At 69.7% G+C, this 20,048-nt stretch carries 22 protein-coding genes; 4 read left to right on the forward strand and 18 right to left on the reverse strand.

What is annotated here, in order from left to right:
• Nucleotides 1-3 precede the first annotated feature (3 nt).
• The 9 genes from ABTW65_RS04805 to ABTW65_RS04845 form a co-directional block, all read right to left on the reverse strand.
• Nucleotides 4-1,293 (reverse strand): dihydroorotase, encoded by a 1,290-nt coding sequence (locus ABTW65_RS04805; RefSeq protein WP_350658803.1) that lies wholly within the window; start codon nucleotides 1,291-1,293, stop codon nucleotides 4-6.
• Nucleotides 1,290-2,231 (reverse strand): aspartate carbamoyltransferase catalytic subunit, encoded by a 942-nt coding sequence (locus ABTW65_RS04810; protein ID WP_350658804.1) that lies wholly within the window; start codon nucleotides 2,229-2,231, stop codon nucleotides 1,290-1,292. Before ABTW65_RS04810 ends, ABTW65_RS04805 begins: the two co-directional genes overlap by 4 nt.
• Nucleotides 2,228-2,803: a bifunctional pyr operon transcriptional regulator/uracil phosphoribosyltransferase PyrR gene (gene pyrR, locus ABTW65_RS04815; protein ID WP_350658805.1), complete on the reverse strand. Its 576-nt coding sequence runs from the start codon at nucleotides 2,801-2,803 to the stop codon at nucleotides 2,228-2,230. The genes ABTW65_RS04810 and pyrR overlap by 4 nt, the downstream gene beginning before the upstream one ends.
• A 62-nt stretch (nucleotides 2,804-2,865) precedes the next feature.
• On the reverse strand, nucleotides 2,866-3,876 hold the full coding sequence (locus ABTW65_RS04820; protein ID WP_350658806.1) for an NADPH:quinone reductase: 1,011 nt from the start codon (nucleotides 3,874-3,876) through the stop codon (nucleotides 2,866-2,868).
• 24 nt (nucleotides 3,877-3,900) lie between these two features.
• Nucleotides 3,901-5,082, reverse strand: coding sequence for a MinD/ParA family ATP-binding protein (locus ABTW65_RS04825; protein ID WP_350658807.1), 1,182 nt, complete (start codon nucleotides 5,080-5,082; stop codon nucleotides 3,901-3,903).
• Between the two features lie 174 nt (nucleotides 5,083-5,256).
• On the reverse strand, nucleotides 5,257-5,670 hold the full coding sequence (gene nusB / locus ABTW65_RS04830) for a transcription antitermination factor NusB (RefSeq protein WP_350658808.1): 414 nt from the start codon (nucleotides 5,668-5,670) through the stop codon (nucleotides 5,257-5,259).
• A gap of 3 nt (nucleotides 5,671-5,673) precedes the next feature.
• Nucleotides 5,674-6,240: an elongation factor P gene (gene efp, locus ABTW65_RS04835; RefSeq protein WP_141804907.1), complete on the reverse strand. Its 567-nt coding sequence runs from the start codon at nucleotides 6,238-6,240 to the stop codon at nucleotides 5,674-5,676.
• 127 nt (nucleotides 6,241-6,367) lie between these two features.
• Complete coding sequence (locus tag ABTW65_RS04840; RefSeq protein ID WP_350658809.1) at nucleotides 6,368-6,955, reverse strand: hypothetical protein; 588 nt, start codon at nucleotides 6,953-6,955, stop codon at nucleotides 6,368-6,370.
• A gap of 86 nt (nucleotides 6,956-7,041) precedes the next feature.
• A complete protein-coding gene (locus ABTW65_RS04845; protein ID WP_350658810.1) occupies nucleotides 7,042-7,497 on the reverse strand; it encodes a type II 3-dehydroquinate dehydratase in 456 nt (151 codons plus the stop codon).
• 135 nt (nucleotides 7,498-7,632) lie between these two features.
• On the opposite strand from ABTW65_RS04845, the gene ABTW65_RS04850 reads away from it, so the two are divergent.
• The 4 genes from ABTW65_RS04850 (at nucleotide 7,633) to ABTW65_RS04865 (ending at nucleotide 10,392) form a co-directional block, all read left to right on the forward strand.
• Nucleotides 7,633-8,238 carry a TetR/AcrR family transcriptional regulator gene (locus ABTW65_RS04850; RefSeq protein ID WP_350658811.1) on the forward strand — a complete coding sequence of 202 codons (606 nt, stop codon included), beginning with the start codon at nucleotides 7,633-7,635 and terminating at the stop codon, nucleotides 8,236-8,238.
• Between the two features lie 35 nt (nucleotides 8,239-8,273).
• Entirely contained in the window at nucleotides 8,274-9,431 is a 1,158-nt protein-coding gene (locus ABTW65_RS04855) for an acyl-CoA dehydrogenase family protein (RefSeq protein WP_350658812.1), read from the forward strand.
• A 62-nt stretch (nucleotides 9,432-9,493) separates the two neighbouring features.
• On the forward strand, nucleotides 9,494-9,883 hold the full coding sequence (locus tag ABTW65_RS04860) for a helix-turn-helix domain-containing protein (protein WP_350658813.1): 390 nt from the start codon (nucleotides 9,494-9,496) through the stop codon (nucleotides 9,881-9,883).
• Nucleotides 9,884-9,930: 47 nt separating this feature from the next.
• A complete protein-coding gene (locus ABTW65_RS04865; protein WP_350658814.1) occupies nucleotides 9,931-10,392 on the forward strand; it encodes a VOC family protein in 462 nt (153 codons plus the stop codon).
• A 44-nt stretch (nucleotides 10,393-10,436) separates the two neighbouring features.
• Here ABTW65_RS04865 and ABTW65_RS04870 read toward each other — a convergent pair whose 3' ends face one another.
• The 9 genes from ABTW65_RS04870 to alaS all read right to left on the reverse strand — a co-directional run bounded on the left by ABTW65_RS04870 (nucleotide 10,437) and on the right by alaS (nucleotide 20,047).
• Nucleotides 10,437-10,961 (reverse strand): hypothetical protein, encoded by a 525-nt coding sequence (locus tag ABTW65_RS04870; RefSeq protein WP_350658815.1) that lies wholly within the window; start codon nucleotides 10,959-10,961, stop codon nucleotides 10,437-10,439.
• Nucleotides 10,962-11,051: 90 nt separating this feature from the next.
• A complete protein-coding gene (gene aroB / locus ABTW65_RS04875; RefSeq protein WP_350658816.1) occupies nucleotides 11,052-12,158 on the reverse strand; it encodes a 3-dehydroquinate synthase in 1,107 nt (368 codons plus the stop codon).
• 2 nt (nucleotides 12,159-12,160) lie between these two features.
• The gene (locus tag ABTW65_RS04880; RefSeq protein ID WP_350658817.1) at nucleotides 12,161-12,676 is read right to left on the reverse strand and encodes a shikimate kinase; all 516 of its coding nucleotides are present in this window, start codon (nucleotides 12,674-12,676) and stop codon (nucleotides 12,161-12,163) included.
• Nucleotides 12,676-13,854, reverse strand: a complete 1,179-nt coding sequence (gene aroC / locus ABTW65_RS04885) for a chorismate synthase (protein ID WP_350658818.1) — start codon at nucleotides 13,852-13,854, stop codon at nucleotides 12,676-12,678. The genes ABTW65_RS04880 and aroC overlap by 1 nt, the downstream gene beginning before the upstream one ends.
• A 45-nt stretch (nucleotides 13,855-13,899) precedes the next feature.
• Nucleotides 13,900-14,577, reverse strand: a complete 678-nt coding sequence (locus ABTW65_RS04890) for a prepilin peptidase (RefSeq protein WP_350658819.1) — start codon at nucleotides 14,575-14,577, stop codon at nucleotides 13,900-13,902.
• Nucleotides 14,574-15,422 carry a shikimate dehydrogenase gene (locus ABTW65_RS04895; RefSeq protein WP_350658821.1) on the reverse strand — a complete coding sequence of 283 codons (849 nt, stop codon included), beginning with the start codon at nucleotides 15,420-15,422 and terminating at the stop codon, nucleotides 14,574-14,576. The genes ABTW65_RS04890 and ABTW65_RS04895 overlap by 4 nt, the downstream gene beginning before the upstream one ends.
• A gap of 16 nt (nucleotides 15,423-15,438) precedes the next feature.
• Nucleotides 15,439-16,737 carry an endolytic transglycosylase MltG gene (gene mltG, locus ABTW65_RS04900; protein ID WP_350658822.1) on the reverse strand — a complete coding sequence of 433 codons (1,299 nt, stop codon included), beginning with the start codon at nucleotides 16,735-16,737 and terminating at the stop codon, nucleotides 15,439-15,441.
• A 164-nt stretch (nucleotides 16,738-16,901) separates the two neighbouring features.
• A complete protein-coding gene (ruvX, locus tag ABTW65_RS04905; RefSeq protein ID WP_350658823.1) occupies nucleotides 16,902-17,372 on the reverse strand; it encodes a Holliday junction resolvase RuvX in 471 nt (156 codons plus the stop codon).
• Nucleotides 17,372-20,047 carry an alanine--tRNA ligase gene (gene alaS / locus ABTW65_RS04910; RefSeq protein WP_502890551.1) on the reverse strand — a complete coding sequence of 892 codons (2,676 nt, stop codon included), beginning with the start codon at nucleotides 20,045-20,047 and terminating at the stop codon, nucleotides 17,372-17,374. Before alaS ends, ruvX begins: the two co-directional genes overlap by 1 nt.
• Between the last annotated feature and the right edge of the window lies 1 nt (nucleotide 20,048).

Raw genomic sequence — 20,048 nt, forward strand, 5'->3', positions numbered from 1 at the left:
AGCCTAACCGGCGTACGTCTGCTTTCCGCGCAGGAAGGTGGCGACGACGCGACCGGTGAGCTTGCGGTCGTGCCAGGGGTTGTTGCGCGAGAGCGAGAGCGAACGGTCGCGATCCACGACGTAGGTCGCGGCCGGGTCGACCAGGGCAAGGTTGGCCGGCTCACCGACCTCGATCGGGCGCCCGTGCTCCTCGAGGCCGGCGATCCGGGCCGGGGTCGTGGACATGACCCGGGCGACGCCGGCCCAGTCCAGCAGCCCCGAGGAGACCATGACGGTCGAGACGACCGAGAGCGCCTCCTCCAGCCCGAGCATCCCGAAGGCGGCGTCGACGAAGGCGTGCTCCTTGTCCTGGCGCGCGTGCGGGGCGTGGTCGGTCGCGACCGCGTCGATGGTGCCGTCGGCCAGCGCCGCGCGCAAGGCCTCGACGTCCTCGGCGGGGCGCAGGGGCGGGTTGACCTTGAAGGTCGGGTCGTAGCCGGCGAGCAGGTCGGTGGTCAGCAGCAGGTGGTGCGGGGTGACCTCCGCGGTGACGGCCCAGCTGCCGTCCTTCTCCGCCTGCGCCTTCGCCCAGCGCAGCACCTCGACGGTGCCGGCGGTGGAGGCGTGGGCGACGTGGACGCGCGAGCCGGTGTGGCGGGCGAGCATCACGTCGCGGGCGACGATGACCTCCTCCGCGACTCCGGGCCAGCCGGGCAGGCCGAGGCGTCCGGAGAGCTCACCCTCGTGGCAGCAGGCCGAGCCGTAGGGCGCCAGCGAGGGGTCCTGGGAGTGCTGGGAGATCACGCCGCCGAACGCCTTGACGTACTCCAGCGCCCGCCGCATGACGCGCGGGTCCGAGACACAGCGGCCGTCGTCGGAGAAGACCTTGACGCCTGCCCGGGAACGGTTCATCAGGGACAGCTCGGCGAGCTCCTCACCGGCCAGGCCCTTGGTCACCGCGCCGACCGGGAAGACGTCGGCGAGTCCGGCGTCGCGGCCGAGGTCCCACACCGAGACCGCGGCTTCGGCCGTGTCGGTGACCGGCGAGGTGTTGGCCATCGCCAGCACGGCGGTGTAGCCGCCGGCGGCGGCCGCCGCAGCACCGGAGGCGACCGTCTCGGCGTCCTCGCGGCCCGGCTGGCGCAGGTGGGTGTGCAGGTCGACAAGACCCGGGAGGAGGACGAGGCCGGAGGCGTCGACCACCTCATCGACGGTCGCGGACAGCGTGCCGATCTCTCGGATCACTCCCCCGTCGACGTGGACATCGGTCGGCTCGGCCCCGAGGACGGAGACTCCCTTGATCAACAGACTCATGCGGACTCCTCGCCGGCAAGCAGGTGGTAGAGGACGGACATGCGGATCGCGACCCCGGCCGAGACCTGGTCGAGGATCCGCGAGGAGGCGGCGTCGGCGGCCTCGGGGGAGATCTCCAGGCCACGGTTCATCGGCCCGGGGTGCAGGATCGGCGCGCCCTCGCGCAGCATTCCGAGGCGCTGGCGGGTGAGCCCGTAGCCGACGGTGTACTCCCGTGAGGTCGGGAAGTAGCCACCGCTCATCCGCTCCCGCTGGACGCGGAGCATCATCACCGCGTCGACCTCCGGCAGCACGTCGTCCAGCGAGTAGGAGGTGGCGAAGCCGTCGGCCTTGGCCCACTCGGTGATGCCCGAGGGCATCAGCGTGGGCGGGGCGACGGCGATCACGGAGGCCCCGAGCTTGCTCAGCGACTTCACGTTGGACCGGAACACCCGCGAGTGGGTCAGATCGCCGACGATCGCGATCCGCTTGCCCTCCAGCGAGCCGGGTCCGCCGAGCTGGCGTTGGAGCGTGTAGCCGTCGAGCAGTGCCTGGGTCGGGTGCTCGTGCATCCCGTCGCCGGCGTTGATCACGGGGATGTCGAGCCAGCCCGCGACCTGATGGGCCGCGCCGGAGGCGGAGTGACGCATCACCAGGCCGTCGACGCCCATCGCGGTCACGGTGAGCACGGTGTCGCGCAGCGACTCGCCCTTGGAGGCCGAGGAGCCCTTGGCCGACAGGTTGATCACGTCTGCCGAGAGCCACTTCCCGGCGATCTCGAAGGAGGACCGGGTGCGGGTCGAGTCCTCGAAGAAGAGGTTGATCACCGTACGCCCGCGCAGCGCCGGGAGCTTCTTGACCTCGCGCTTCTGTACGTCGTGCATCTCGGCGGCGGTCGCGAAGAGCTGTTGGATCTCCTCTGCGCTCACGTCGTCGATGGACAGCAGATGCTTCGTCATGCCGGAACCCCCTCGAGCTCCACGATGCGTACCTCGTCGATGCCGTCGATCTCCTCCAGGCGCAGCCCGACCCGCTCGGAGCGAGCTGTCGGGAGGTTCTTGCCGACGTGGTCGGCCCGGATCGGCAGCTGGCGGTGGCCGCGGTCGACGAGAACGGCCAGACGTACGACGGCGGGGCGGCCGTAGTCGGCCAGGGCGTCGAGCGCGGCTCGGACCGTGCGGCCCGAGAAGAGCACGTCGTCGACCAGCACCACGGTCTTGCCGTCGATGCCGCCGGGCGGGATCTCGGTGTGGTGCGGGGCCCGCGTGGGATGGGTGCGCAGGTCGTCGCGGTACATCGTCACGTCGAGCGCGCCGTGCGCGACCGGATGACCCTCGGCGGCCTCGATCCGCGTGGCGATCCGCTTGGCCAGCGGCACCCCGCGGGTGTGCAGACCCAGCAGCACCAGGTCTTCGGCATCGCGGTTGCGCTCCAGGATCTCGTGGGAGATCCGGGTCAGCGCCCGGGAGATGTCACGGGCATCGAGCACGACGCGGCCTTCGGCCGCAGGCTCTTGGACAACACCAGACAAGGTTGTGGTCTCCTTCTCCGCCTCACGGGACGGCTCGTTAAAGGATCGGCCCAACCCTATCCTCACTCCAGGTCGATGAGCACTTTCCCGACGGCACCCGCCTTGACCGCGTCGTGGGCGGCGGCGGTCTCCTCGAGCGAGTAGTGGTGAAGAGGTACGCCACCCTCGGCTCCCACGCGCAGCGCCCCCGCCGCCACGGCGGCGGCGACGTCCTCGGCCGCGGCCTGGATCTGCGCCGGCTCGATGCGGTAGAGTTGGAGGAACTGGTAGCGCAAATTGAGCGAGAACGTCGCCCGCACGGGCAGGGTGAGCTCGTCGCCGCCGTTGTTGGCGTAGATCGCGATCGTGCCGCGATTGGCGATGACCGCGAGGTCGAGGTCGTTGTTGACCGCCGGGGCCACCTCGACGATCTGGTCGACGCCGTCGGGCGCGATCTCGCGGATCTCGGCGGCCGGATCGCCCTCGCGGTAGTTGACGATGTGGTGCGCCCCGGCGGCCTTCGCCAGTGCCGCCTTCTCTGCGGAGCTGACCGTGGTGATCACCGTCGCGCCCGCCCATACGGCGAGCTGGATCGCGGCGTTGCCGACCGCTCCGGCACCGCCGTGGACGAGGATGGTGAGGCCGCTGAACGACTCCGGGGCCACCCGCTCCACCGCGCCGGAGGTGAGCGCCCGGTGGGCGGTCATCGCCGGGACCCCGAGCGAGGCGCCGAGGTCGTAGGAGGCGTCCGCGGCCAGCTCGACGGCCTTGTGGGCCGGTACGGTGACGTACTCCGCTGCGGTCCCCCAGGCCTGCCCGTGCTGGACCATGTAGAGCCAGACGGGCTGACCCACGATGTGGGTGGTGACGCCCTCGCCGATCTCCTCGACCACGCCCGCGCCGTCCTGGCCCGGGGTCGCCTCGGGAGTCGTGAGCGTCGCGCTCACACCGGCGCGTACCTTCCAGTCGGTCGGGTTGACACCCGCCCGCACCAGCCTGACCAGAACCTCACCGGGGCCGGGCTTCGGCACCGGGCGCTCGGTCAGGCGCATGACGGAGGAGGGACCGTTCTCGGAGTAGACGACTGCTCGCATGACTCCGACGTTAGCGGTCGACGGCTAGAGCGCGTGGGCCATCCCAGCGCAGGCCTTCAGCCACGACATCTTGGTCCCCTCCGAGAGCTGGGAGTACTGCACCGTGGACCCCGCGACGAGCACCGGGTCGAACGGGACCCGGTAGACCCCGCGGGTGCGCTGCGTGTAGACCTCGGTGAGGTCGCGCGCCAGGTTGGTGTCGACCTTCGGGGACGGGTCGGAGAGCACGGTGATCGTCTTCAGCTTGAGGTCGGCATAACCCGACTCCTGGAGCGCGTCGAGCATCCACAGGCCGCTGTAGCCGGTGTCCTCGCGGACCGTAGAGGTGACCACGAGCAGGTCGGCGGTGTCGGCGGCGGCCAGCCAGTTCTCGGCGCGCATGTTGTTGCCGGTGTCGACCAGGATCACCTTGTAGAAGCGTTCCAGCAGCTGGTGCACCTGCCCGAAGTCGTCGGCATGGATCTGGCCGGTGACATCGGGCCGCTCGTCGGAGGCGAGCACGTCGAAGTGGGCGTCGCCCTGGGAGCGTACGAAGGCACCGAGGTCGCCGATGCGGGACTGGTAGACGTTGTTGAACGCGGCCAGGTTGTCGAGCAGCTCGCGGGTGGTGTTGCGGTGGGTGCTCCGCATACCGCGGATGCCGAGGGTGCCGCGGGTCTCGTTGTTGTCCCAGGCCACGATCCCGCCACCGCGCACGGTGCCGAAGGTGTAGCCCGCCGCGAGAACACCGGTGGTCTTGGCGGCACCGCCCTTGGGGTTGATGAAGACGATCGTGCGCGGTCCGTCGAAGTCGCGCTGGATCATCGCCCGGTCCTGCTCGTAGGCGACCTCGTCCTGCCCCATCTTCGGGCTGATCAGCCCGCCGGACATCCTGCGGATCGCGCCTCGCCAGCCCCAGGTCGCGGGGCCGAACCCTGCCGACTCCGCGCGCCGGTCGAGAAAGTCGGTCGCGCTGGGGACCTCCTGGCCATGGACGGCCGGAGGTGGCGGCGTCACCGCCGCCGGAGGGGGCGGGGCGGGTGTCGTGGTGACCTGTGGGTTGGTGATGCGAGTCGCCTCCTGACTCGGGTCCGGATGGGGCTGGGTCGGGGGCGTCGGCGGCCGTCCCGCCGTGTTCGGCGGGGGCGGCGTCACCCAGTGCGAGGGGGTGCCGGCCGGCCGGGTGCGCGAGTCCGGCTCGTCGTAGGGGTTGTTCTCCTGCGTCATGCGCTCTCCGAATACGGGTGCTTGTTTACGGCCTCCATCACAGCCTTGGGTCCAAACATACGGTCCCGACCGAAGCAATCGTCGATAACCGGAAAACACACGCGTCGCGCCGCACCCCGAAATGACGCTACGCCTGCCCGGAACGGTCCCGGGCAGGCGTACGTCTCCTGCTGATCAGGCCTTGGCGAGGTCCTTCGCGACCGCGGCGAGCACGCCGTTGACGAAGGACGGCGAGTCGTCGGTGGACAGCTCGGTCACCAGGGCGGTGGCCTCGCTGATCGCGACCTCGGCGGCGACATCGCCGTCGAGGAGCTCCCAGACGCCGAGACGGAGGACGTTGCGGTCGACCGCGGGCATCCGGGCCAGCGACCAGTCCTTGGCGAAGGCGGCGATCAAAGCGTCGATGCGCTCGGACTCCGCGACCACGCCACGGACGAGCTTGACCGTGAACGGGTTGTTGGGCACCTGACCCTCGCGGATCTGCTGGTCGAGCAGATCACCCGCGGACAGTCCACGGGCTTCGGCGGCGAAGAGCAGGTCGAGCGCGCGCTTACGGGCCTTGGTGCGGGCGGTGGCGACGTGAGCCACAGGTCAGCCCTTGACGCGGGAGAGGTAGGAACCGCCCTCGCGGGTGTCGACCTTGATCTTCTCGCCCTGCTCGATGAAGAGCGGCACCTGGATCTCGGCGCCGGTCTCCAGGGTGGCGGGCTTGGTGCGGCCGGTGGCCGAGTCACCCATCACACCGGGCTCGGTGTAGGAGATCACGAGCTCGACCGACGGCGGGAGCTCGACGAAGAGCACGCGACCCTCGTTGGTGGCCAGGATGACCTCCTGGTTCTCCAGGAGGAATCCGGCGCCGTCGCCGATGATCTCCGGGCCCACCTCGACCTGGTCGAAGTCCGCGACGTCCATGAAGACGAAGTTGTTGCCGTCGTTGTAGAGGTACTGGAACGAGCGTCGGTCGACCGTGGCGGTCTCGACCTTGGTGCCGGCGTTGAAGGTCTTGTCGACGTTCTTGCCCGACTCGACGTTCTTCAGCTTGGTGCGGACGAAGGCCGGACCCTTGCCGGGCTTCACGTGCTGGAACTCGACCACCTGCCAGAGCTGGCCCTCGATCTTCAGCACCATGCCGTTCTTGAGGTCGTTCGTCGTCGCCATAACCGTCCGTCAGCCTTCGTCTCTTTGACCTGCACCGATGCAGGCTTCAATTGTCAATGTTCGTCAGGGTTCGCAGGGCCACCAAGGGCCTCGGAGAATCCTATCCGCGAGTCCGCACAGGGCCGAATCAAGCGAGGATCGCGACCTTCCCGGCGAGATCCACCAGTGACAGTACGCCGACGACCAGCGCCAGCGCGCGCAGGACCCACAGCGTGGCGCTCCCGGCGGTCCCCGTCCGCGGCGGGACCGGCCATGCGGCCAGGATCCACCGCTCGGCGACCACCGTCAGCGCAGCACCGTACGCCGCGGGGACCGCCACGAACGCCAGCACCGAGACGAGGGCCGGCTCGAGCAGCGTGAAGTCGACGCCGTCGGTGTGCACGAGGAGGTTGCCCACCCCCACGCCGGCGGCGAGGGTGACGCTGAGGACCCGGAACCACCAGGGCCCGAACAGCAGCCACCGGATCACCAGGTAGAGCACCGCACCGACGACGCCGAGGATCGTGGCGATGGCGACGAGGTTGAGCGAGCCGCTCAGCGTGAACCGCCCCATCTCGAACCCGTCGTCGCTGGTCACGCCGTCGGCCGCAGGGGTGAGCCGGATGAGCAGATACATCACGATCCGCCCGCCGACGCCGCCGATCAGGGCACCGAGCACCCCGCCGGCGACCAGCACGCCAAGCACCCGCGCGAGACCTGCCGCCAGCCCACCCATGGGCTCACGGTGGCCCTGGGACCGGCGTGCGCCCGGAACCCGGGGCGGCGGTCGCCAATATGGGTCAGGGATGGGCCAGGCGTCGATCAGGCGTCGCCGAGCTTCGCGGCGATGACCGAGAGCGCCTCGTGGTAGCCGTCGATGCCCTTGCCGGCGACGACCGCGACCGCGTGGTCGGTGACGACGCTGGTGTGCCGGAACACCTCGGGACGCTTGGTCGGGTCGGAGATGTGCACCTCGACCAGCGGAGCGGTCAGCTGCGCACAGGCGTCGTAGATCGCGTAGGAGTAGTGGGTCCAGGCGGCGGCGTTGAGCACGACCGGGATCTCCTTGTCGGCCGCGGCGTTGAGCCAGTCGACCATGTCGCCCTCGTGGTTGGTCTGACGTACGTCCACGGCGAAGCCGAGCGCATGACCCCAGTCGACGCACATCGCGGCGAGCTCGTCGTGGGTGGTGTGCCCGTAGATCTCGGGCTGACGCTTCCCGAGACGTCCGAGGTTGGGGCCGTTGAGGACCAGGACCGGCTGCAGCTTCTTGCTCACCCGGCCATCCTGTCACGGGCTCCGGGCGGTCTTCGGGGCCGTCTCGACACGGTGACGGCGATCCCAATCTAAGCGCTCACTTATATTGTGCGACACTGGATCCGACACCAGGTGACACCGACACGAGGATGCCCGATGAACGAGGTCCGCACCAGCACCCAGGCGCGCGGCGACCGCAGCCGCGCCCGTCTGCTCGACGCGGCGGTCCAGGCCTTCTCCGCCAAGGGGTTCCACGGCACCAGCACCCGCGACATCGCCACGGCGGCCGGACTGAGCCCGGCGGCGGTCTATGTGCACCACCGCTCCAAGGAGGAGCTCCTGCACGCGATCGCGGTGCGTGGCCACGAGGTGATCCTCGAGGCGGTCACCGACGCGACCCGCGCCGACGCCACGCCCGCCGAGCGGGTCGCCGCCGCCGTACGCACCTATGTCCTCTTCCACGCGCGCTCCCACACGACGGCCCGGGTCATCAACTACGAGCTCGCCGCGCTGACCGAGGAGCACTTCCGCGAGATCGCCGGTCTGCGCCGCGCCATCGACACCGTCATGCGTGAGGTCGTCGAGGAAGGCGTACGCAGCGGCGACTTCGACACCCCCGACCCCGCCAAGGCCGCCACCGCCCTGCTCTCGCTCGGCATCGACCTGGCCCGGTGGTACCGCGACGACGGCTCCTGGACCCCCGACGCGCTCGCCGACTTCTATGCCGACCTGGCGCTCCGCGCCGTCGGCGCCCGCCCCTGACCCCTACAAGGAAGCACCGAGGAGACAACACCGCCATGCGCCGCACGATCTACACCGAGGACCACCAGTCCTTCCGCGAGACCATCCGCTCGTTCATCGAGAAGGAGGTCTCCCCCGTCTATGACGAGTGGTACGAGGCCGGGATCGTCCCCCACGACTTCTACCTCAAGCTCGGCGAGCTCGGTGTGTGGGGCATTCAGGTGCCCGAGGAGTACGGCGGCGCCGGGATCGAGTCGTTCAAGTACTCGGCCGTGATGACCGAGGAGCTCGCCCGCGCCGGCGTCTCCTTCGGCGGTTCGTCCGTCCATGTCGGGCTGTGCCTGCCCTATCTCCTCAACCTCGGCACCAAGGAGCAGATGGAGCGCTGGATGCCCGGCTTCGTCTCCGGTGAGGAGATGTGGGCGATCGCGATGACCGAGCCCGGCACCGGCTCCGACCTCGCCGGGATGACCACCAACGCCAAGCTCACCGAGGACGGCAAGCACTACGTCCTCAACGGCGCCAAGACCTTCATCACCGGCGGCGTCAACGCCGACCGCGTGATCGTCTGCGCCCGCACCGCGCCGGCCTCCGCCGACGATCGGCGTGGCGGGATCACCCTGCTCGCCGTCGACACCTCGCTCCCGGGCTACGAGGTCGGCCGCAAGCTCGACAAGCTGGGTCTCAAGGTCTCCGACACCGCCGAGCTCTCCTTCACCGACGTGCAGGTCCCGGTCGAGGACGTCCTCGGCGAGGTCGGCAAGGGCTTCTCCTACCTCGGCCAGAATCTCCCCGTCGAGCGTCTCGGCATCGCCGTCGGCGCCTACGCCCAGGCCGCGGCCGCCGTCGAGTTCGCCAAGAAGTACGTCGCCGAGCGCAAGGTCTTCGGCACCACCGTCGCCTCCTTCCAGAACACCAAGTTCGAGCTCGCGGCGTGCAAGGCCGAGGTCGACGCCGCCGAGGCCGTGGTCGACCGCGCCATCGAGGCCGAGGATGCTGGCACCCTCACCGCCGCCGAGGCCGCCTCGGCCAAGCTGTTCTGCACCGAGGTCGCCCACCGCGTCATCGACCGCTGCCTCCAGCTCCACGGCGGCTACGGCTACATGAACGAGTACCCCATCGCCCGCCTCTACGCCGACAACCGCGTCAACCGCATCTACGGCGGCACCTCCGAGGTCATGAAGCTAATTATTGCTAAGGACATGGGTCTGTGACCTGCTAGAAGCCCTGCCGAGTCGGCTCGTCATGACGAGCCGACTCGGCATACGCTCGGGGCATGACGCCGCGCGAGGACGAGAATCGCCGCTTGCTGCGGGCGCGTGACGCGATGGACCGGCACTACGCCGAGCCGCTCGACGTCGCTGCGATCGCCCGCGTCGCCCACGTGTCGCCGGCGCACTTCAGCCGCCGGTTCAAGGCGGTCTTCGGGGAGACCCCGCACCGCTACCTGCAGCGGCGCCGGATCGAGAGGTCGATGGCGCTGCTGCGAGACACCGCGACCCCGGTGACTGATGTCGCGCTCACGGTCGGCTTCACGAGCCTCGGCACGTTCAGTCGTACGTTCCGCGACATCGTCGGCGTCTCGCCGACCGACTACCGCGCCCGGGCCGACAGCCCGGCCGTACCGGGATGTGTCGCCCGCGTCTGGATGCGGCCGGCGAGCTGAGCAGTTTCGGAGAAGCGCCCGGCGTCGAACCGCCGCAGACTGGTCGCATGCTGACCAACATCAACATCACCGGAATCTACGTGCTCGACCAGGACGAGGCGCTCGACTTCTATGTCGGCAAGCTCGGGCTGGAGGTCGGGAGCGACGTCGACATGGGCTTCATGCGCTGGCTCACCATCCACCTTCCCGGTGACCCCGACCGCCAGCTCCTGCTCGAGGTCCCGGGCGGCTCCCCCGCCCACAGCGAGGAGACCGCCGACCAGCTGCGCGACCTGGTCACCAAGGGAGCCATGGGCGCCGTGGTCATCTTCAACACCGACGACTGCGAGAAGCTCTACGAGGAGCTGTCCGCCAAGGGCGTCGAGTTCACCGACAAGCCGACCAAGCAGCCCTACGGCATCGACTGCGCCTTCCGCGACCCCTTCGGCAACCACATCCGCGCCACCCAGCGTGTCGAGGGTCCCGTCGAGGTCACCGACGAGGACATCGCGCGCTGGTCCGGAAAGTGAGCCGAACGTAGGAGGGCTCGGGCCTGTATCCGGCTCCAGACCTCCTAGGTTGTGCGAGCACCTCGGTACGCCACCTGCAGATCTCGAGCCGTCCTGAGCAACCCTTGGAACCAAGCGCGGTCATCGTCATCGGGGCGATTGGGAGGCGTGCCGCCGACCTCTTCGATCGCGGCAGCAACCACTCCCGCTGCACTGTCATCCCCCGGCTCCGCGTCGTTCAAGCACGGCGCCGACTCCAGCATCCTCAACGCTTGCGGACCCAGAAGTGCCACGGCGGCTGCGGCGAGGGTGTGCGCGTTCTTCGACGAGTAAGCATGCGCCAGCGCGACTTCCAGATCGCTCACCACCGATTCGGGAGGAAACCGCAGGCAGTACCAGGCAGCCACCGAACTCTCGCGCCACGTGCCGCGGAGCATCCGCCTGACATCACTCAGTCTGACCCTCCGTCCCGCACGCTCGATGCGGCGACGAAGCGTCCAATCGTGCGCAACCCACTCGGCCTTGAGGTAGAACGGACGGACGTGCTTGTAGAAAACCGCGATCCACCTGAGCTCCTCGTACGACCGCATCCTCGCAACCTATCGCCGTGGACGGCCCAGCACATCAGGTTGCCAAGCTGCGCCCGTGCCTATGCCAGCAAGACCGCCACCGCGGGAGCCCTAGCCGCCAACGACCTCGTACGCCTCCCGCAGCTGCTCCTCGGACGGGCCGGTGAGGATGCGGGGGTCGGCGAGGTCGTGGAGGACGAGGAAGCGGAGCACGGAACCGCGGGTCTTCTTGTCGACCCGCATGGCACCGATGAGGTCGTCGAAGCCGGCCTCGACGCCCAGCTCCTTGACGGTGGTCGGGAGGCCGACCTTCGCGAAGGTCGGGGCGTGCCGCGCGGCGACCTCGTCGGAGAGGACTCCGGAGAGGCGGGCGAGCTCGGCGGCGTACACGCAACCGACCGCGACCGCGTCACCGTGGCGGATCGAGAAGCCGGAGTGCTTCTCGAGCGCGTGGGCGAGCGTGTGGCCATAGTTGAGCGTCTCGCGGCCGGGATGGCCGTCGGCGCCGCCGGTCTCCTTCAGGTCGGCGGCGACGACCTCGGCCTTGACCCGGATCGCGCGCTCGACCAGCTCGGCGAGAACGGGCGATGAAGCGGTGATCTTGTCCGTCTCCTCGACCAGGCGCAGGATCTCGGGGTCGGCGATGAAGCCGCACTTGACGACCTCGCCGAGCCCGGCGATCAGGTCGGCCTCCGGCAGGGTCTCGAGGAGGGCGAGGTCGCACAGTACGCCGGCGGGCTCGTGGAACGCCCCGACGAGGTTCTTGCCGGCGGCGGTGTTGACGCCGGTCTTGCCGCCGACCGCGGCGTCGACCATGGCAAGCACGGTGGTGGGCACATGCACGACGCGTACGCCGCGCAGCCAGCCGGCCGCGACGAACCCGCCGAGGTCCGTGGTCGCGCCACCACCGAAGGTGACGACGGCGTCGGAGCGGGTGAAGCCCTTCTCCCCCAGTGCCTCCCAGCAGTCGTTGGCGACCGCGACCGTCTTCTGGTCCTCGCCGCTGGGCAGCCCGAGGCCGAGCACGTCGTAGTGCTTCAGCAGCTCCTCGAGCACCGGCTCGGCGTACTCGGCCAGGTCGGCGGCGTAGAGGAACGCCACCCGCTGAACGCTCTCGCCCAGCAGCCCCTGGAGCCGGCCGGCGAGGCCGGACCCGATGACGACGTCGTACGCAGCGGCGCTCTCGACCCTGATGACGGTGCTGACTGTCTCGGTCACTTCTACTCCGTGGTGTTCAGCGCGGTCAGGGCGGTGGCGAGCTCGGCGGCGACGTCGTCGGCCGCACGGCCGTCGGTGTCGACGACCAGCGTCGCGACCGACTCATAGATGGGTGCGCGCTCCTCCAGCAGCGTCTTGATGCGGCCGCGTACGTTGCCGAGCAGCATCGGGCGTCCCGAGCCGAGCCCGACCCGCTTGACCGCGTCCGCGACCCCGACCCGCAGGTAGACGACGGTGTGCTCCTTGAGCAGGATCTGGGTCCGATCAGCCAGAACGGAGCCGCCGCCGAGTGAGACGACCCCGTCGTGCTCAGCGAGCGCGGCGGCGACCGCGTCGGCCTCGACCGCACGGAAGTGAGCCTCGCCCTCGTCGACGAAGATGTCCTGCACGCTCTTGCCTGCGGCGGCCGCGATGTCCTCGTCCGTGTCACGTAGCGTGACCCCGAGACGGGACGCGAGCAGCGCACCGACGGTCGACTTGCCCGCGCCCATCGGGCCGACGAGCACGACAGCCGGCATCACACGTACCTCAGGTTCTCGAGGTAGGACTTGGCGTTGCGCGCGGTCTCGCCGACCGAATCGCCACCGAACTTCTCCAGCGCCGCCTCGGCCAGTACGAGCGCGACCATCGCCTCGGCGACGACACCGGCAGCAGGCACCGCACAGACGTCGGAGCGCTGGTGATGCGCGACGGCCTCCTCACCGGTGGCCACGTCGACGGTGCGCAGCGCACGCGGCACGGTCGCGATCGGCTTCATCGCGGCGCGCACACGCAGGATCTCGCCGGTCGACATGCCACCCTCGGTGCCGCCGGAGCGCCCGGAGGCGCGGCGGATGCCGTCGACGGAGGGAACGATCTCGTCGTGGGCCTTGGAGCCCGGTGTCGCGGCGAGCTCGAAGCCGTCGCCGACCTCGACACCCTTGATCGCCTGGATGCCCATCAGCGCACCGGCCAGGCGCGCGTCGAGGCGCCGGTCCCAGTGCACGTGGGAGCCGAGGCCCGGCGGCAGCCCGTGGACGACGACCTCGACGACGCCGCCGAGGGTGTCGCCGTCCTTGTGGGCCTCGTCGATGCGGGCGACCATCTGCTTGGAGCCGTCGGGGTCGAGCACCCGCACCGGGTCCTCGTCCAAGCGCGCCACGTCCTCGGGAGCGGGGACCTCGCGGCCAGGCGTACGGACTCCACCGATCTCCAGAACGTGGGAGACCAGACGGACGCCGAGCGCCTGCTCGAGGAAGGCCGAGGCGACCGCGCCGAGCGCGACGCGGGCCGCGGTCTCGCGGGCCGAGGCACGCTCCAGGATCGGGCGGGCGTCGTCGAAGTCGTACTTCTGCATCCCGACCAGGTCGGCGTGACCGGGCCGCGGCCGGGTCAGCGGCGCGTTGCGGGCCTGGCTGGCCAGCACGTCGGCGTCGACCGGGTCGGAGGCCATCACGGTCTCCCACTTGGGCCACTCGGTGTTGCCGACCTCGATCGCGACCGGACCGCCCTGCGACTCCCCGTGGCGTACGCCGCCGGTGATCCGCACCTGGTCCTTCTCGAACTTCATCCGGGCGCCGCGGCCATAGCCGAGCCGCCGCCGGGCCAGGGCATCAGCGATGTCGTCAGAGGTGATCCGGACGTGGGCGGGCAGACCCTCCATCACGGCCGTCAAGGACGGACCATGGGACTCGCCCGCAGTGAGCCAACGCAACATGGGATCAGTCTTTCATCCCCGCCGCACAAGCCCGCGCACCCGGGCTCAAAGCGAGACGGCGAGCACACCGACGAGCATGCCCAGAATCATGAACGGCCCGTACGCCAGGGGCTCACGCATCGCCGTGCGCGAGCGTTGTGCGACGGCGCGTCCGATGCCCCAAACACCGAAGATCGCCAGCCCGGCCCACAGCCCGAGGGCCAGTTGCTCCCAGCCGAGGCGGCCGAGGACCAGACCGACGAGCGCCGCGAGCCGTACGTCGCCGAAGCCCATCGCGTGCGGCAGCATCCGCCACAGCAGCCAGAACGCCGAGCGCCCGATCACCAGCCCCGTAAGGGCACCGAGAGCCGCCGCGGTGTCACGCGTCCAGAGCCACTCGGCGGCGAGCAGGCCGATCCCGACCGCGGTCGCCACCAGGATCGGCACCTTCGGCAGCCGCTGGACGCGCCAGTCGACGTAGGCCAGCAGAACCCAGACAGGTGTGAGCGGCACCAGCGCCACCATCAGGCGCGAGGGCTCTACCTGCCAGGCGAGCAGTCCGGCGAGCGCCGCGGAGACGACCACCGCGAGAGGCAGTAGCGGGGGCCACCCGGCCACGGTGGCATAGGAGACCGCCGGCGGGTCGTCGACCGGTTCAGGGAGCCGGCGAAGCAGAGGCGGCACCCCGAGAGCGAGCAGACCGGCGACGGCCGCACTCACCAGCACGACCGCCCCGGGACTCATGCCGGTGACGGCTCCATACTGGACTCCCTGATGCCCAGCGCCTTCTCCCCCGCTGCCCGCATCGCCGCGAGAGGTGCAGGACGGCCCGTAAAGAGCTCGAACTGCAGCACCGCCTGGTGTACGAGCAGATCCAGACCGCTCACCGCCACGCCGGGAGCGACGGAGAGCAGCGGCGAGGGCCACGGGTCGTAGACGACGTCGAAGACGACCGGCGTCGATGCCCAGCGATCGATGAGCTCCGGGGTCTGCGCCTTCGCCGGGACGGTGGAGACGACCGCATCCACACCGTCGACCGCCGAGTCCAGCGGCAGCACGGAGACGACGGGCTTGCTCGGGTGACGCGAGATCATCTCGATCGTCTCCCCCGCCGCGCCCGGGTTGCGCGCCAGCAGCGTGATCCGGGAGGCCCCGAGCTCGGCGAGCGCGAGGCCCGTGGAGGCCGCGGTCGCGCCGGCGCCCAGGATCGCACCGGACGTGCAGGAGAATCCCTCGCCCGCGCGCTCCCGGATCGCCGCGACCGCACCGGGCAGGTCGGTGTTGTCCCCCACCCAGCCGTGCGAGGAGCGCACCAGCGTGTTGACCGCCCCCACGAGCCGCGCCCGCGGCGACATCGACCGCGCCAGCTCATACGCCTCCCGCTTGAGCGGCATCGTCACCGACAGCCCACGCCACCGGCTCGGCGGCCAGTCGCCGCCGAGGTCGGCGACGTACTTCGCCAGGCCACCAGCCTGCACGCGCGTGGACGTGTAGGACCAGTCGGACATCTCCAGCTCGGCGTACGCAGCCTGGTGGAGGGTCGGGGAGAGCGAGTGATCGATCGGATCACCCAGAACAGCGCACTTCAATCAACGTCTCCTTGCATCAGCACTTGTTCTTCGCGCAGTACGCGTCCAGGTCGTCGCTCCAGCCCTGGAACTCCTTGTAGTCACGGGTGAACTTGGTCTCGCCTGTCTTCAGGTTCACCGTGATATAGAAGAGCCAGTTGCCCTTGGCCGGGTTGAGAGCCGCCTCGATCGCCGCGTCACCGGGCGAGCCGATCGGGCTCGGCGGCAGGCCAGCGCGACGACGGGTGTCGTACGGCGTGTCCTTGGCCAGCTCGGCAGATGTCAGCTGGGTGGTGCCGGACTTCCCGATGCCGTACGCGTTCGATGCGTCGATCCCGAGAGTCCCGTTCGTGGCTCCGTCATCGATCTTGGGATCGAGCCGGTTGTAGATCACCCGCGCGATCTTGGGCATGTCATCACCGCGACCTTCCGCTTCGACGAGCGAGGCCACGGTCATGATCTGCTCAGCCGTGCACGCCTTGCCATCGCTGCACTTGAGCTGCTTGGCGCGCGCCTCGATGTCGTTGTCGCCGAGCGCCTGCTCCCACCGATCGACCATCATCGCCAGCATCTCGGTCGGCGTCGCGTCGGGCGGGAAGGCGTACGTCGCCGGGAAGAGGTAGCCCTCGACGTTGCCCTTGGCGTAGTCGGGCAGACCGATCGCCTCGGCGTCCTGGGCGGCCTTCTTGAACTCGGCCGGCTTCTTCTTGGTCTTTTCGGCGAGCACCTTGTAGATCGCCTTGGCGCGCGACCCCTCGGTGATGGTGACGTTGACTGTGTCGATGTTCTCCGGGTTGGCGAGGATCTCGACGACGTCGGCGGCCTTCATCTGCTTCTTCAGCGGGTAGAAGCCGACCTGGACGGTCAACCCCTCGGCGTTGGCCGCCTCGATGAAGGCGTCGACCGACTCGACAACGCCGATCTCCTTCAGGTTGCGGCCGACCGCCGAGACCGAGTCGCCCTGGTGCACCTCGAAGGAGACAGGGTCGGTGCCGGGGCCGGGGTAGTCGGCCGGAGGCGCGACCATGTCCTTGACGTAGTCGATCGCCCGGTCGCCCACGACGTAGAACCCACCGAGGACCACCGCCATGGCCACTAGGACGGCGAGGCAGCCACCGAAGCGTCGTTTGCGCTTGGGCGGCTCCTCGTCGAAGTAGGGATCGTGGTCCGAGGGACCGCCCTCGAAGAAGGCAGGCTGCTGCTGGTAGGTCGGGCCGCCGTAGCCGCCCGGCCGCTGCGGCGGCTCCTGTCGGCCGTAGCCCGGAGGGGGCGTGCCGGCACCTGGCACCGGACGAGGCCCCGGGCGTCGACCCGGCTGGCCCTGCTGCGGAGGCATCTGACCCGGCATCTGCCCGGGCATCTGCGGCGGCATCCGGCGCGGGTCTCGGGGATCCTGCGGAGGCTGCTGCCTCGGCGGGTAGCCACCGCGCGGATCGCGACCATGTGACCCCTGGCCAGGGCGACGCGGGTCGCGCGGGTCCGGGGGGTAGTAGCGCTCACTCAATGACCGACCTCAACGATCTCTCCAGGCGCGGTCCCCGAAGCGCGCTCACTGTCCAATGCGTGTTGCAGGATCACAACCGCCGCGGCCATGTCCACCACGGCTCGGCGGTCCTGACCCTTGCGCCCCCGGTCTCGGAGCATAGCCTCCGCGGAAACTGTTGTAAGTCGTTCGTCGACGAGGCGAACCGGGACCGGAGCCACTCGCCGCGCCAAGGACGCGGCGAAGTTCCGGACCTTAGCAGTCGCCGGGTTCTCCCCTCCCTTGAGGGACCGGGGCAGCCCGACGACCACCTCGAGCATCGTCGACTCCTCGGCGATCTCGGCGACGATCGCCTGCAGGCGCGCGAGGTCTCCGCGGCCCTTCTTGACCGTCTCGAGCGGCGTCGCCAGGAACCCCGTGGGGTCACTCCTGGCGACGCCGATCCGGGCGTCGCCAGGATCGAGACCGAGGCGTACGCCGTGCCGCATCAGGCTTGCGCGACCAGCGTCGCGACCATTCCGAGCGCGGTGTCGATCTTGGACACGTCGGTGCCGCCGCCCTGGGCGAAGTCCGGCTTGCCACCGCCGCGACCACCCACGACCGGCGCGAGCTCCTTGATCAGGTCGCCCGCCTTGACGCCCTTGGCGATGCCGGCCGGGTTGACCGCGGCCACGACCGCGACCTTGTCGTCGGCGTCACCGATGAGCACGACAGCCGCCGGCGCGTCACCGAGCCGGGAGCGTACGTCCTGGGCGAGCGTGCGCGCGTCGCCGCCGCCCACACCCGGAACCCGCTGGGCGACGACCTGGACGCCGTTGACGTCGACCGCGGAGGCCGCGATCGAGCCACCGGAGGCGAGCAGCTGTGCCGTACGCGCCCGAGCGATCTCCTTCTCGGCGGCCTTGAGGCGCTCCATCAGGTCGGAGACCCGGCCGACGACGTCATCGGACTGCGTCTTGAGCAGCAGGTTGAGCTCGGAGACCACGTCGCGCTCACGGGCGAGGTAGTTGAAGCCCTCGACGCCCGTGTAGGCCTCGATGCGCCGGTTGCCGGAGCCGACCGAGGCCTCGGAGGTGACCACGATCGTGCCGATCTGGGCAGAGTGGTCCACGTGGGTGCCACCGCACAGCTCACGCGACCAGGGGCCGCCGATCTCGACGACGCGCACCTTGGAGTCGTCGTAGGTCTCACCGAAGAGCGCGATCGCGCCCCACTCCTTGGCCTGCGGCAGGGTCATGTAGTCCCACGCGACCGGCAGGTCGGCCCGCAGCGCGTTGTTGGAGACCTCCTCGACCTCATGCATCTGCTCGGGGGTCAGACCCTTGGTCCAGCCGTAGTCGAGACGCAGGTAGCCGGGGCGGTTGTAGGAGCCCGACTGCAGCGCGGTCGGCCCAAGCACCTCGCGCAGCGCCGCGTGCACCACGTGGGTGCCGGAGTGGGCCTGGCGGGCGCCGAGACGCCACTCGGGGTCGACCTGCGCGTGCACGAGCGACTCACCGCCGTGGAACTCGCCGTCGACGACCCGGACCTGGTGCACCACGAGGCCCTTGACCGGCCGCTGCACGTCGACGACCTCGAGCCGGCCACCGTCGAACTCGATGATGCCCGCGTCGGCGGACTGACCACCGGACTCGGCGTAGAACGGGGTGCGGTCGAGGACGATCTCACCGATCTCCTCGGGACCGAGCACGTCGACCCGCTTGCCCTCCTTGAGGAGAGCGATCGGCTTCGACTCGGTGTCGAGGGTCGTGTAGGCCTGCCAGTCGGTCGGACCGTTGCTGTCGAGGATGCCGCGGTAGACCGACACGTCGGCGTGCTGGCCCTTCTTGGCGCGCGCGTCGGCCTTGGCCCGCTCACGCTGCTCGGTCATCAGACCGCGGAAGCCCGGCTCGTCGACCTCGAGACCCGCCTCGGCGGCCATCTCGAGGGTCAGGTCGATCGGGAAGCCGTACGTGTCGTGGAGCTGGAACGCCTTGGCACCCGTGAACGTGGTGGACCCGCTCGACTTCACCTCGGTCGCGGCCATGTCGAAGATCTGGGTGCCGGCCGCGAGCGTCTTGCGGAAGGCCTCCTCCTCGGCGTCGGCGATCCGCTTGATGCGGTCCCAGCCGGTGTGCAGGTCGGTGTAGGTCTCCCCCATCTTGTCGCGGGAGATCGGCAGCAGCTCGGGCATCGCCGGGTCTTCGTAGCCCAGCAGGCGCATGTTGCGGATCGCGCGGCGCATCAGCCGCCGCAGGACGTAGCCGCGGCCCTCGTTGCCGGGGGTGACGCCGTCGCTGATCAGCATCAGCGAGGAGCGCACGTGGTCGGCGACGACGCGGAAGCGGACGTCGTCCTCGTAGGCGGCGCCGTACTTCTTCCCGGTCAGCTCCATCGCCTTCTCGATGACGGGGAAGACGACGTCGGTCTCGTACATGTTCGCCTTGCCCTGCATCAGGTAGGCGACACGCTCGAGGCCGAGGCCGGTGTCGATGCTCTTCTGCGGCAGGGCGCCGTCGATGTCGACGTCGTACTTGGACCGCGCCGCGACGACGTTGTCCTGCATGAAGACGAGGTTCCAGAACTCCAGGTAGCGGTCGCCGGCGTCCCAGTCACGGTCGGCGCCGAACTCCGGGCCGCGGTCGATCAGGATCTCCGAGCACGGACCACCGGGCCCGGGCACGCCCATCGACCAGTAGTTCTCGCTCGGGGGCAGCCGCACGATGCGGTCGTCGGGGAGGCCGGCGATCGTCTTCCAGAGCGCCACCGCCTCCTCGTCGCCGTTGAGCACGGACGGGTAGAGAACGGACTCGTCGAAGCCGAAGCCACCGTCGGCGACCGACTTGGTGACCAGCTCCCAGGCGAGCGTGATCGCGCCCTCCTTGAAGTAGTCACCGAAGGAGAAGTTGCCGCACATCTCGAAGAAGGTGCCGTGCCGGGTGGTCTTGCCGACCTCCTCGATGTCGGGCGTACGGATGCACTTCTGCACCGACGTCGCCCGGTCGTAGGGCGGGGTGGCCTGGCCGAGGAAGTAGGGCTTGAAGGGCACCATGCCTGCGTTGACGAAGAGCAGGTTGGGGTCGTCGAGCAGGAGCGATGCCGACGGCACCACCGTGTGCTCGCCGATCTCGGTGTTCTCGGCGAAATGCGCCGTGAAACGGCGGCGGATCTCCGCCGTGCTCAAC

This window comes from Nocardioides sp. NPDC127503, from assembly GCF_040302165.1.
Classification (GTDB): Bacteria; Actinomycetota; Actinomycetes; order Propionibacteriales; family Nocardioidaceae; genus Nocardioides.